This window comes from Streptosporangium sp. NPDC050855, from assembly GCF_044456585.1.
Taxonomy (GTDB): Bacteria; Actinomycetota; Actinomycetes; order Streptosporangiales; family Streptosporangiaceae; genus Streptosporangium; species Streptosporangium longisporum.
On the sequence record NZ_JBITFY010000006.1, the window covers coordinates 1 to 12377 of the forward strand.

Below are 12377 nucleotides of genomic sequence, written 5' to 3' on the forward strand. Positions count from 1 at the left end.
TCGCGCGCGCGCGCGCGCCCCCCCCCCCCCCCCCCCCCCCCCCCCCCCCCCCCCCCCCCCCCCCCCCCCCCCCCCCCCCCCCCCCACCGCTCAGGACCGGTTGGTCTTGGCGAGCCGCTGGAGCGCGGCCGCGTAGACCTCGTCGGGGTCCAGCCGCCGCAGCTCCTCGGCGAGCAGCTCCGACGTCGGGCGCCGGGTCAGGGCGACCCTGCGGTCCGGCTGACCCGGACGCGAGAGCGTGGCCAGGTGGCCGTCGGACCGTGTGATCACGATGTCGCCGTCGGCGGCCGACAGCCTCACCGCGGTCAGGCCCGGGCCCTCGGACTCGGAGACCTTCACGGACGCGCCCAGCCGGTCGCTCAGCCAGGCCGCCAGCAGCAGGGCGCTGGCGTGACCGGGCACCGCCTCCACGCCGCCCCGCTTGACCTTGCCCACCGGCTGGTCGAACGCGGCGGCCAGCAGGCTCCGCCACGTGGTCAGCCGCGTCCAGGCCAGGTCGGTGTCACCGGGCACGTAACCGCGGGCCCGGCCGACGATGGCCTTGACCGCGTCGGCCGCGGCCCGCGCGTCGACGATGCGGCGCTGGGCCAGCATGCCGATCGGGTCCTTGGCCGGCACGTCCGGGCACTCGCCCGGCCACCAGGCCACCACCGGGGTGTCGGTGAGCAGCAGCGGGCTGACCACCGAGTCGGCGTGCCGGGTCAGCTCCCCGTACAGGCGGAGCAGGATCACCTCGCCCGGCGTCGACTCGCCGAACCGGATCTCGGCGTCCAGCCGGTTCGGCTCGTTCGCGTCGCGGGAGATGACGACCAGGATCCGGGAGGGGTGCTCCCTGGCGGCCTCGGTCGCCGCGCGGACCGCGTCGTACTGCTCGCTCTCGCCGCAGACCACCACCAGGGTCAGCACCATGCCGACCGCGGGGGTGCCCATCTGGTGGCGCAGGTGGGTGAGCTGCGAGGAGATCTTCGAGGCGGTCGTGCCGCTCAGCATGAAGCTGGTCATCTACAGCCGCCTCCAGACGCGCCCGTCGCGGGCCATCATCTCGTCGGCCGAGGCCGGCCCCCACGTGCCCGCCGGGTACTCCTCCGGCGGGCCCTGGGAGCTCCAGTACTCCTCGATCGGGTCGAGGATCTTCCACGACAGCTCCACCTCCCGCTGGTGCGGGAAGAGCGGCGGGTCGCCGATCAGCACGTCCAGCAGCAGCCGCTCGTAGGCCTCGGGGGAGGACTCCATGAACGACTCGCCGTAGGCGAAGTCCATCGAGACGTCCCTGACCTCCATCGCGGTGCCGGGCACCTTGGAGCCGAACCGCACCGTGATGCCCTCGTCCGGCTGCACCCGGATCACCAGGGCGTTCTGCCCCAGGATCTCGGTGTCGTCCTTGCTGAACGGCAGGTGCGGCGCCCGCTGGAACACCACGGCCACCTCGGTCACCCGGCGGCCGAGCCGCTTGCCGGTCCTCAGGTAGAACGGCACCCCGGCCCAGCGCCGGTTGGCGATCTCCACCTTGACGGCGGCGTAGGTCTCGGTGATGGAGTCCGGCGGGATGCCCTCCTCCTCGGTGTAGCCGATGACCGGCTCACCGCCCTGCCAGCCGGGACCGTAGCGCCCGCGCGCGGTGGCCAGCGACAGGTCGGCCGGCAGCCGCAGCGCCTTGAGGACCTTCTCCTTCTCCCTGCGCAGCGAGTCGGCCCCGAACGACGTCGGGTCCTCCATGCCGACCAGGGCCAGCAGCTGGATCAGGTGGTTCTGGATGACGTCGCGGGCCGCGCCGATGCCGTCGTAGTACCCGGCCCGGCCGCCGATGCCGATGTCCTCGGCCATCGTGATCTGCACGTGGTCGACGTAACCGCGGTTCCAGATCGGCTCGAACAGGTTGTTGGCGAAGCGCAGCGCCAGGATGTTCTGGACCGTCTCCTTGCCCAGGTAGTGGTCGATGCGGAACACCGAGCTCTCCGGGAACACCGCGCTGGTGATCGCGTTGAGCTCCTGGGCGCTCTTCAGGTCGTGCCCGAACGGCTTCTCGATCACGACCCGCCGCCAGGAACCGTCCGGGCCGTCGGCCAGGTCGGTCCGCTTGAGCTGCTGGACCACGACCGGGAAGAACTTCGGCGGCACCGACAGGTAGAAGCCGTAGTTGCCGCCGGTGCCCCGGGTCTGGTCGATCTCCTTGAGCATCATCGCCAGCGCGTCGAACGCGCCGTCGTCGGTGAACTCGCCCCGGCAGAAGAAGATGCCCTCCGACAGCTGCTTCCAGACCTCCTCGCGGAACGGCGTCCGCGCGTGCTCCTTGACCGCGTCGTGGGTCAGCTGCGCGAAGTCCTGGTCCTTCCAGTCGCGGCGGGCGAAACCGACCAGCGAGAAGCCCGGCGGCAGCAGCCCCCGGTTGGCCAGGTCGTAGATCGCCGGCAGCAGCTTCTTGCGGGCCAGGTCGCCGGTCACGCCGAACAGCACCAGCACGCAGGGCCCGGCCACACGCGGCAGGCGCTTGTCGCGCGGGTCGCGCAGCGGGTTGGCGTCGATCACGGCCTCGGTGATGCCGACGCTGGAGGCGGCGGTGGCCGCGGTGGTGGTGTCCGTCCCCTTCGCGGGACTCTTGTGCCCCTTGTGCCCGCCCTGCCGGTCGGACGCGGCCGGGGAGCCCGTCCTGCTCTCCCCGGCGGGCGCCGGGGAGCTGTCCTTGCTCATGCGAACCTCCAGCGGCCCATCAGACCTCCCTGGCGGCGGCCAGCAGGCGCGCGACGCCCGCGACGCGGTCGGTCAGGTGCAGCCGCACGACGGGACGTCCGCGGCCGGCGAGGGCTCCCAGGTCACCGAGCGCCTGGGCGAGCTGGAGCCTGCCCAGGGTGTACGGCTTGCCGGGTACCTCGAGATCGTTCTCCACGGCCCCGGTGATCTGCAGGAACGCCCCGTTCTGCGGGCCGCCCTTGTGGTACTGGCCGGTGGAGTGCAGGAAGCGGGGGCCCCAGCCGAAGGTGACCGGGCGGTCGGTGCGGACGGCGAGCATCCCGCGCAGCGTGGCCGCGTCGGCCCCGCTCCACACGTCGGTCATCTCCTCGAACGAGGCGCCCTCGGCGTAGGGGGCGTCGAAGGCCGCCTCACGGTCGAGGTAGGCCATCACCGCGAGGTAGCCGTCGGAGGGGATCGCCTCCAGCAGCCGGGTGAACACGTCGGACAGGTCCTTGGCCTCGCCCTCCCCGGGAAGCTCGCCGTAGACCTCCACCGGGCCGTCCACCAGGAGCGGCGTGCCGACCGGCAGCTCGGCCCGGTCGAGCAGCGCGGCGGTGTTCTCCTTGGACTCCGACACGTTCGGCTGGTTGAACGGGTCGATGCCCAGCACCCGCCCGGCCACGGCCGTGGCGTACTCCCAGACGAGGAACTGCGCGCCCAGCGGACCGGCCACGGTCACCACGCCGTCGGTGTCGATCCCGGCGAGCAGCTCGTCCTCGGCGTCGCTCGGGTCGGCGCCGACCACGGGCAGGATGCCCTTGCCGGACTTGCCGGTGGACTCGGCGACCAACTGCTCGATCCAGTCGGGCAGGCCGTTGATCTCCGACAGGCCGTCCTCGATGACCAGCTTGTCGCGCCCGGCGGCCGCGGCGGCCCCCAGGGCGGCGCCGAGGTCGAGGCCGGGGTTGCCCTCGGTGCGCGACAGCAGCGGCAGAACCTCGGCCGCGTCGTCGAGCAGCCGCTCGACGTCGGCCCCGGCCAGCGCGCTGGGCACCAGGCCGAACGCGGTCAGCGCGCTGTAGCGCCCGCCCACGTTCGGGTCGGCCAGGAACACCTGGTAGCCGGCCTCGCGGGCGGTCTGCTCCAGCGGCGAGCCCGGGTCGGTGACGACGACGATCCTGCTCGCCGGGTCGATCCCGGCGTCGCGGAAGGCCTTCTCGTAGATCCGCCGGTGGCTGTCGGTCTCGACGGTCCCGCCGCTCTTGCTGGCCACGACCACGATCGTGCTCTCCAGCCGGTCCGACAGGGCCCGGCGCACCTGGCCGGGGTCGGTGGTGTCGAGCACGGTCAGCGGTACGTCGTCGGAGGCCGTGATGACCTCGGGGGCCAGGGAGGAGCCGCCCATGCCGGCCAGGACCACGTGGTCCAGGCCCTCGGCGCGGGCCCTGCGCACCAGCGCGTCGATCTCGGGCAGCAGCTCCCGGCTGGTGTGCGGCAGGTTCAGCCAGCCGAGGCGGACGGCCGCCTCGGCCTGGGCCTCGGGCCCCCACAGGCGGGAGTCGCCCGAGGCCAGCGCCTGGGGGACGCCCTCGGCGGCGAGACGCCCCGCGGTCTCGGCGGCAAGCTCGGTGAGATCGTCCTCACCGAACGTCACGGACACTGACATGTGCTCCCTCACGCCTTCTTCAGCTCGGCGGAGACGGTCGCCAGCAGCTCGGTCCAGGAGGCCTCGAACTTGTCCAGGCCGTCCGTCTCCAGGAAGCCGACGACGTCGTCGTAGTCGATGCCGACCTCCTTGAGGGCGGCCATGGTGTTCCAGGCCTCCTCGTAGGAGGAACGGATCGTGTCGCCGTCGATCTTGCCATGGTCGGCGGTGGCCTCGAGGGTCTTCTCCGGCATCGTGTTGACCGTGCCGGAGGTGACCAGCTGGTCGACGTAGAGCGTGTCGGGGTAGTCGGGGTTCTTGGTCCCGGTGGAGGCCCACAGCGGGCGCTGCGGCCGGGCACCGGCCGCGGCCAGCGCCTTCCAGCGGTCCGAGGCGACGACCTCCTCGAAGGCGGCGAAGGCCAGGCGGGCGTTGGCGAGCGCGGCCTTGCCCTTGAGGGCCAGCGCCTCGGGGGTGCCGATCTTGTCGAGCCGCTTGTCGATCTCGCCGTCCACCCGGCTGACGAAGAACGAGGCCACCGATTCGATGCCGCCCAGCTCAAGGCCCTTGGCCTTGGCCTGCTCCAGGCCGGTCATCCAGGCGTCCATGACCGCGCGGTAGCGCTCCAGCGAGAAGATCAGCGTGACGTTGACGCTGATGCCCTCCGCGATCACCTGGGTGATCGCCGACAGGCCCTCGACGGTGGCCGGGATCTTGATGAACAGGTTGGGCCGGTCGACCAGCCACCACAGCGCGCGCGCCTCGGCGACGGTCTTGTCGGTGTCCTTGGACAGCCGCGGGTCGACCTCGATCGAGACCCGGCCGTCGGTCTGGCCGCCGCTCTCGTAGACCGGCTTGAGCACGTCGGCGGCCCAGCGGATGTCGTAGGTGGTGATGGCGCGCACCGCCTCCTCGACGTCCACGCCGCGGATCTTCAGGTCGTGCATCTGCTCGTCGTAGGCGTCGCCCTTGCTCAGCGCCGAGGCGAAGATCGTCGGGTTGGACGTGACGCCGACCACGTGCCTGTCTCGGATCAGGTCCTGGAGGTTGCCGGTGCGCAGGCGCTCGCGGCTGATGTCGTCCAGCCAGATGGAGACGCCCTGCTCGGACAGTTTCCTGAGAATCTCACTCATGATCAGTTTCCCGTCGTCTCGCCCTTGTCGGCTCCGGTCTTGGCGAGGGTCGCCTTGGCGGCGGCGGCCACGCGCTCGGCGGTCAGCCCGAACTGCTCGTACAGGGTGCGGTAGGGGGCCGAGGCACCGAAGTGGTCCAGGCCCAGGATCACGCCCTCGTCTCCCACGAACTCCCGCCAGCCCAGCGGGATTCCCGCCTCGACCGCGACGCGCGCCTTGACCGAGGGCGGCAGCACCGACTGGCGGTAGGCCATGTCCTCGGCCTGGAACCACTCCACGCACGGCATCGACACGACCCGGGCGGTGATGCCCTCGGCCTCCAGGAGCTTGCGGGCCTCGACGGCCAGCTCGACCTCGGAACCGGTGGCGATCAGCAGCACCGACGGCTGGCCGTCGGAGGCGTCCTGCAGGATGTAGCCGCCGCGGGCGACCTTGGTGGCGTCCCGGGTGCCCTCGTAGACCGGCAGGTTCTGCCGGGTCAGCGCCAGCGCGGCCGGGCGGTCGTGGTGCTCCAGCACGACCTGCCAGGCGGCGGCCGTCTCGTTGGCGTCGGCCGGGCGGACCACGTCCAGGCCCGGGATGGCGCGCAGCGCCCACAGGTGCTCGATGGGCTGGTGGGTCGGGCCGTCCTCGCCCAGGCCGATGGAGTCGTGCGTCCACACGTAGGTGACCGGCAGCTTCATCAGCGCCGCCAGCCGCACCGCCGGGCGCATGTAGTCGCTGAAGACCAGGAACGTGCCGCCGTACGGGCGGGTGCCGCCGTGCAGCGCGATGCCGTTCAGGATCGCCCCCATGCCGTGCTCGCGGATGCCGAAGTGCAGCGTGCGGCCGTAGGGGTGCCCCGGGAAGTCCTTGGTCTGGAACTCCTCGGGGATGAAGGACGGCTCGCCCTTCATCGTGGTGTTGTTGGACTCGGCCAGGTCGGCCGAGCCGCCCCACAGCTCGGGCAGCACCGGCGCGAGGCTGCTGAGCACCTCGCCGGAGGCCTTGCGGGTGGCGACCGAGGAGCCGATCTCGAAGGTCGGCAGCGCGTCGGTCCAGCCCGCGGGCAGCCGCCGGGAGGCGATGCGGTCGAACTCGGCGGCGCGCTCGGGCTCGGCCTCGCGCCAGCTCTCGTAGCGCGCGTTCCAGTCGGCGCGGGCGGCGCGGCCGCGCTCGACGACCTCGCGGGCGTGCCCCAGCACGTCGGCGGGGACCTGGAAGTCCTTCTCCGGGTCCAGGCCCAGGACCTTCTTGGTGGCGGCGACCTCCTCGGCGCCCAGCGCCGAGCCGTGGATCTTGCCGGTGTTCTTCTTGTTCGGCGCGGGCCAGCCGATGATCGTGCGCAGCCGGATGAACGACGGCCTGCCGGTCTCGGCGCGGGCCTCCTCCAGCGCCTGGTACAGCGCCTGGACGTCCTCGACGTAGTCGCCGGTCTGCGTCCAGTCGACGGTCTGGGTGTGCCAGCCGTACGCCTCGTAGCGCGCGACGACGTCCTCGCTCAGCGCGATCTGGGTGTCGTCCTCGATCGAGATGTGGTTGCTGTCGAAGACGACCGTCAGGTTGCCCAGCTTCTGGTGCGCGGCGAGCGCGCTGACCTCGTGGCTGATGCCCTCCTCGATGTCACCCTCGGAGGCGATGCACCAGATGTCGTGGTCGAACACGCTGGTGCCCGGCGCGGCGTCCGGGTCGAACAGGCCGCGCTCGCGGCGGGCGGCCATCGCCATGCCGACCGCGTTGCCCAGGCCCTGGCCCAGCGGGCCGGTGGTGGTCTCCACACCGGCGGTGTGCCCGTGCTCGGGGTGGCCGGGGGTCAGGCTCTGCCACTGGCGCAACCCCTTGAGGTCGTCCAGGCTCAGGCCGTAGCCGGACAGGTAGAGCTGGATGTAGAGGGTCAGGCTGCTGTGCCCGGCCGACAGGACGAACCGGTCGCGGCCCGTCCAGGAGGGATCCGACGGATCGTGCCGCATGACCCGCTGGAACAGCAGGTAGGCGGCGGGCGCCAGACTCATCGCGGTGCCGGGGTGTCCCGAGCCCGCCTTCTCAACCGCGTCCATGGCCAGAGCCCGTACGACGTCGACCGCGCGGCGGTCCAGGTCGCTCCATTCAAGGGTTGGCACGAGTTCACTGCTCAAGTGCTCGATCTCCGGATCTTTAATCGTGTGATGATGGCGCCGATCTGGCTAGTTCCCGCCCACACCGGACCCTAACGGTTTCGGCCGCGCCGTCGTGGCGCGAGCGGCTCCCGGGCGGGCCCGCAGGACCCGTGATCCGTCCGCGCCGCCGTGGCGCGGGCGTTCCCCGACGGGCCCGCGGGACCGGTGAGCGGCCCGGACGCCGTCCCCGCGGGGTGGCGCGCCATGCCGCTTCCGTACCCCGTGCCGGGACCGTCCCCCCCTGCAACTACAGTTGAGTCCTCAAGGCTGGCTGGTGCCCGCATTCACGGATCCGCTCTAATCAGAGGTTACGCGTTGACCCCGCACGTGCTGGAAGCGCCTTAGATGGTGCTCACCGACAAGCAATCGACGGCCCCGCACGAGCCGGGCGCGACCCCGCACACGCCGGGCGCGCCCCGCTCCCTCGGCGACGTCGTGAAGGCGTACGTGGCCCTCACGAAGCCGCGGATCATCGAGCTGCTGCTGATCACGACGCTGCCGGTGATGTTCCTGGCGGCAAAGGGCCTGCCGCCGCTCTGGACCGCCGTCAACACCCTGGTCTTCGGCACCCTGTCGGCCGGTAGCGCCAACGCCCTGAACTGCTACATCGACCGGGACATCGACGCGGCCATGCGCCGCACCCGGCGCCGGCCGCTGGCCCGGCACCTGGTGCCGCCCACCAACGCGCTGATCTTCGGGATCGTCCTGGGCGTGCTGTCCACCCTGGGCCTGGGCCTGACGGTGAACTGGCTCGCCGCGGGCCTGTCGCTGGCCGCGAACCTGTTCTACGTGCTGGTCTACTCGATGATCCTCAAGAGGCGGACCTCGCAGAACGTGGTCTGGGGCGGGCTCGCCGGGTGCATGCCGGTGCTGATCGGCTGGGCCGGCGTCACCGGAAGGCTCGACTGGGCCCCCGTGGTGCTCTTCGGCGTGGTGTTCTTCTGGACGCCGCCGCACACCTGGACCCTGGCCATGCGCTACAAGGAGGACTACGCCGCGGCCAAGGTCCCCATGCTCCCGGTGGTCGCCACCGAGCGCCGCGTGGTGATGGAGAGCATCGTCTACACCTGGGCCACCGTGCTCTGCTCGCTGCTGCTGTGGCCGGTGGCCGGCACCACCGCGCTCTACCCGGTGGTCGCCGCCGTCCTGGGCGCCGCCTGCCTGTGGGAGGTGCACCGCCTCATGGGCCGGGTCAACGCCGGCAAGACCGGGGTCGACCTGCGCCCGATGCGCTTCTTCCACTGGTCCAACGCCTACCTGGCGCTGCTGTTCCTGGCCGTGGCGATCGACTCGATGCTCGTCTGAGGCCGCCCGTCGGGCCGTGGTCTCCACGCGCCCCGGGGCGGGCCCATGGGGGAGACGGGAAGGGACGCTCGTGGTCACCGGTGACGGGTACGGGCCGGATTCCGGGTTCGCTCGCGAAAGCGGGCCCCCACCCGGTAGGGTCACGGGATTCCAGGCGGCCGTACGGGGCCGCCGGACCGTCGGCAGGGTGTGGGGGCCCCGCCGCCGGACGATCCGCCGTCCGGTCGCCCACCCGGTGATCCGCGCCCGGCCGATCGCCGACGCCGGAGGTGGAATCCCCCTGTACGAGCCGTGGTGTGCACATCAGCGGTTACGGTTGCCACATGTCCAGCAGTGATCCCCGATGGGTGCTCAGGGACCGCCCGTCACGCGCGCTGATCGGCGGGCTCGTGGCGACCGGGCTCTGCGGCCTGGTGTCGCTCTCCTTCGACGTGCTGAACGGCGACCCGGTCTACTTCTTCATCGCGCTCCTTCTGGCGCTGGCGCCCGTCCCGGTGCTGCTGGCCGCGGTGCTGGCGCTGGACCGGATCGAACCGGAGCCGCGCGGCAACCTGGTCTTCGCGTTCGCCTGGGGGGCGGGGGTGGCGGTCCTGTTCGCCGGGGTGATCAACTCCTTCAACCTGATCTACCTGGAGAACACCGTCCGGCTGGGCTACGACTACGCGCGCAACCTCACCGCCACGTTCGGCGCCCCGGTGGTGGAGGAGACGATGAAGGGCCTGGTCCTGCTGGGCCTGCTCAGGTTCAGGCGCGCCGAGCTCGACGGGCCCACCGACGGCATCATCTACGCCTGCATGGTCGGCCTCGGCTTCGCCATGAGCGAGAACGTCAGCTACTACGTGGCCGCGCTCGACGAGATGGGCGCGCAGGGCCTGGCGGTGACCGTCGTGCTGCGCGGGGTCCTGTCGCCGTTCGCGCACCCGCTGTTCACCTCGATGATCGGGGTCGCGGTGGCCTACGCGGCGCAGCGCAGCGGGCCGGGCCGGATTCTCGTCATCGTCGCCGGATGGGTCGGCGCGATGCTGCTGCACGGCATCTGGAACGGCTTCGCCTCCTACGTCGGCATCGCCGGCCTGGCCATCGCGTACGTGCTGCTGATGATCGTGTTGTTCGTCCTGATCTGGATCGTCTTCCGCGACCGCAAGCGCATCATCGGGCTCATCCAGGCCTACCTGCCCGCCTACTGGGCGACCGGCCTGGTCTCCTCCGCCGACGTCGCGATGCTCTCGTCCCTGCCGGGCCGCCGTCACGCCAGGCAGTGGGCCAGGGCCAACGGGGGGCGGCCCGGGCTGCGGGCGATGAGCGACTACCAGCTCGCCGCGACCGAGCTGGGCCTGCTGCACGAGCGGGCCAGGGGGCACGTGATCGACGAGCCCACCTTCAACGCCGAGCAGCGGGCGCTGCTGGAGTGCATGGCCGCCGCCCGCACCCGGTTCCCCGCCGTGCCCCCGCCCCCGCCGCCCTCGCCGTTCCCGGGTCCCCAGGCCGGGGGCGCTCACCTCGGCTGAAGCGCCGCGTCCAGGGTGGTCTCGCGCGGCCCGGGGAAGACCGGGGCGGAGTCCAGGACCACCGAGTCCAGGAGCCCCTTGGCCGCGGCGGCGAACTCGCGGGCCGCGTAGGCGTAGGTGGGCGCCGCCCACGCCCGTGAGGAGTCGTCGCCCACACCGAAGGTCTCCAGGCCCGCGGTACGGCAGAGCGTGACGGCCCTGGGCAGGTGGAAGACCTGGGTGACCACGGTGAGCCGGGTGGCGCCGAACACGGTACGGGCCCGCACGCAGGAGTCCCAGGTGTCGAAGCCCGCGTGGTCGAGGACGAGCGAGCGCCCGGGGATCCCCCGGGCGAGCAGGTAGTCGCGCATCACGGTCGGCTCGTCGTAGCCCGTCCGGCCGTTGTCGCCCGAGAGCAGGATCGCTTCGACCCTGCCGGCCCGGTACAGCTCGGCGGAGATGTCCAGCCGCCTGGCCAGCATGGCGGAGGGGGTGCCCCCGAAGGCGGCGGCCCCCAGCACCAGCGCCACCGGCGCCGCGGGCACCCCGGCCGTCCAGCCGGGGGAGGTTCCGGCGACCACGCGGTGTCCGGAACTGGCCAGCCAGACCCAGGTCAGCGGCGCGATCGCCAGGACGCTCAGCAGCACGGCGCCCTGGTAGCAGAGGCGGAGAGCCCGTCGTGACGGTGACATCCGATCATTGTCCCGGCCGGGCGGGACCGTGTCGAACCTGCGGGGCGGGCACGGGTCCGGGGGACGGGGTCGGGGACGAGGCCGGGACAGGGACGGGACGGCCGCCGGGAGGACGCGGGGGCGGGCGAGGGTCAGGCGTGAACGGTGGAGGCGGGGGCGGCGGGGGCGGCGGGGGCGGCGGGGGCGCTGTCGAGCCGGTCCGCGTCGCCGGTCCCGGAGGTGCCGGTGGGCTCGGCCGGGACGTACGGGCGGGTCGCGAAGAGCACCCGCAGCGCGCAGACCCAGACCAGGGCGGCGCCGAGCACGTGCAGGTTGACCAGGGCCGCGGGCACCCCGGTGAAGTACTGGACGTAGCCGACGAGGCCCTGGGCCGCCTCCACGGCCAGCAGTGTCCACGCGGCCTTGCGGGCGCGTCCGGAGGCGCCGGTGAGGTGGAACGCGAACGCCAGCGCGAAGGTGAGGCCGACCGTCACGTAGGCGATGTCGGCGTGGATCCGCGCCACGGTCTCGATGTCGAAGCCGAACCGGGAGGCCATCTCGTCGCCGGAGTGCGGGCCGGTGCCGGTGACCACCACGCCCGCGACCACCAGGACGAACGTGGACGCCAGCAGGGCCCAGGCGAGCGCGCGGACCTCGCGGCGGACCGGCGGCTCGGGGCCCTCGTACCGGCGGGAACGCGCGTACAGCGCGTACGCCGCGGCGGTCATGCCGATGGAGACCAGGAAGTGCACGCTCACGGTGACCGGGTTGAGCGCGCTGCGCACGACCAGGCCGCCCCACACGCCCTGGAAGGCCACGCCGATCGGCTGCACCCAGGCCAGCAGGACCAGGTCGCGGCGCCGGGGCAGCAGCCGCAGGGCGGCGAACAGGCAGCCCAGGGCGATGATCAGCACCACGAAGGAGAGCAGCCGGTTGCCGAACTCGATCGCCATGTTGATCGGCGAGATCTCGTCGTGGGCCCTGGGGATGAAGCTCTCCGGCGTGCACCGGGGCCAGGTGGGGCACCCCAGCCCGGAGCCGGTGACCCGCACCGCCGCGCCCGTGACGGTGATCAGGACGTTGACGGCCACCGCCACCAGCGCCCAGCGGTGCACGGTGGGAAGGGTGGGGGGCCCCACGATCCGTGCCGCGCTCAGGGCGCGCCGGCCGGCCCGGTCAAGGAGGTGTTTCACGGCTCATATGGTAGGCGGCCAGGTGGGCGGTCCCGTGGCGGACCCCGGCGGGCGAGGGGGCCGGGCGGGCGAGGGGCCGGGCGGCGCGTCCCCTCGATGCCTGATTTGGGGCATTGATCCGGTTAAGGGTATGTGACA

The 12377-nt window shown here is 72.4% G+C and carries 9 protein-coding genes; 2 read left to right on the top strand and 7 right to left on the bottom strand.

The annotated features are described in order from the left end of the window. Positions 1-90: 90 nt before the first annotated feature. From ACIBCT_RS14250 to tkt, 5 genes are read right to left on the bottom strand one after another with little or no spacing between them, the layout of a single operon-like run. Complete coding sequence (locus ACIBCT_RS14250) at positions 91-1002, bottom strand: glucose-6-phosphate dehydrogenase assembly protein OpcA (protein WP_399188368.1); 912 nt, start codon at positions 1000-1002, stop codon at positions 91-93. Beyond that, on the bottom strand, positions 1003-2688 hold the full coding sequence (gene zwf, locus ACIBCT_RS14255) for a glucose-6-phosphate dehydrogenase (protein ID WP_344903439.1): 1686 nt from the start codon (positions 2686-2688) through the stop codon (positions 1003-1005). Positions 2689-2707: 19 nt separating this feature from the next. Beyond that, positions 2708-4336 carry a glucose-6-phosphate isomerase gene (locus ACIBCT_RS14260; protein ID WP_399188370.1) on the bottom strand — a complete coding sequence of 543 codons (1629 nt, stop codon included), beginning with the start codon at positions 4334-4336 and terminating at the stop codon, positions 2708-2710. An 8-nt stretch (positions 4337-4344) separates the two neighbouring features. Beyond that, the gene (gene tal, locus ACIBCT_RS14265) at positions 4345-5448 is read right to left on the bottom strand and encodes a transaldolase (protein WP_399188372.1); all 1104 of its coding nucleotides are present in this window, start codon (positions 5446-5448) and stop codon (positions 4345-4347) included. Between the two features lie 2 nt (positions 5449-5450). Continuing rightward, the gene (tkt, locus tag ACIBCT_RS14270; protein WP_399188923.1) at positions 5451-7484 is read right to left on the bottom strand and encodes a transketolase; all 2034 of its coding nucleotides are present in this window, start codon (positions 7482-7484) and stop codon (positions 5451-5453) included. Positions 7485-7928: 444 nt separating this feature from the next. On the opposite strand from tkt, the gene ACIBCT_RS14275 reads away from it, so the two are divergent. Together ACIBCT_RS14275 and ACIBCT_RS14280 are read left to right on the top strand one after the other, a co-directional pair. Continuing rightward, a complete protein-coding gene (locus ACIBCT_RS14275) occupies positions 7929-8888 on the top strand; it encodes a heme o synthase (protein ID WP_399188374.1) in 960 nt (319 codons plus the stop codon). Between the two features lie 323 nt (positions 8889-9211). Beyond that, on the top strand, positions 9212-10396 hold the full coding sequence (locus ACIBCT_RS14280; RefSeq protein ID WP_399188376.1) for a PrsW family intramembrane metalloprotease: 1185 nt from the start codon (positions 9212-9214) through the stop codon (positions 10394-10396). Here ACIBCT_RS14280 and ACIBCT_RS14285 read toward each other — a convergent pair. Both ACIBCT_RS14285 and ACIBCT_RS14290 read right to left on the bottom strand, forming a co-directional pair. After that, the gene (locus ACIBCT_RS14285; protein WP_399188378.1) at positions 10384-11067 is read right to left on the bottom strand and encodes a vancomycin high temperature exclusion protein; all 684 of its coding nucleotides are present in this window, start codon (positions 11065-11067) and stop codon (positions 10384-10386) included. The two genes, ACIBCT_RS14280 and ACIBCT_RS14285, sit on opposite strands and share 13 nt — an antisense overlap. 131 nt (positions 11068-11198) lie before the next feature. Next, the gene (locus tag ACIBCT_RS14290; RefSeq protein WP_399188380.1) at positions 11199-12239 is read right to left on the bottom strand and encodes a heme A synthase; all 1041 of its coding nucleotides are present in this window, start codon (positions 12237-12239) and stop codon (positions 11199-11201) included. Positions 12240-12377 lie beyond the last annotated feature (138 nt).

What these genes read in the sequence shown, in the direction of transcription:
- ACIBCT_RS14250 (WP_399188368.1), bottom strand. Translation starts at nt 1,002, where the DNA reads ATGACCAGCTTCATGCTGAGCGGCACGACCGCCTCGAAGATCTCCTCG.
- zwf (WP_344903439.1), bottom strand. Translation starts at nt 2,688, where the DNA reads ATGAGCAAGGACAGCTCCCCGGCGCCCGCCGGGGAGAGCAGGACGGGC.
- ACIBCT_RS14260 (WP_399188370.1), bottom strand. Translation starts at nt 4,336, where the DNA reads ATGTCAGTGTCCGTGACGTTCGGTGAGGACGATCTCACCGAGCTTGCC.
- tal (WP_399188372.1), bottom strand. Translation starts at nt 5,448, where the DNA reads ATGAGTGAGATTCTCAGGAAACTGTCCGAGCAGGGCGTCTCCATCTGG.
- tkt (WP_399188923.1), bottom strand. Translation starts at nt 7,484, where the DNA reads ATGGACGCGGTTGAGAAGGCGGGCTCGGGACACCCCGGCACCGCGATG.
- ACIBCT_RS14275 (WP_399188374.1), top strand. Translation starts at nt 7,929, where the DNA reads ATGGTGCTCACCGACAAGCAATCGACGGCCCCGCACGAGCCGGGCGCG.
- ACIBCT_RS14280 (WP_399188376.1), top strand. Translation starts at nt 9,212, where the DNA reads ATGTCCAGCAGTGATCCCCGATGGGTGCTCAGGGACCGCCCGTCACGC.
- ACIBCT_RS14285 (WP_399188378.1), bottom strand. Translation starts at nt 11,067, where the DNA reads ATGTCACCGTCACGACGGGCTCTCCGCCTCTGCTACCAGGGCGCCGTG.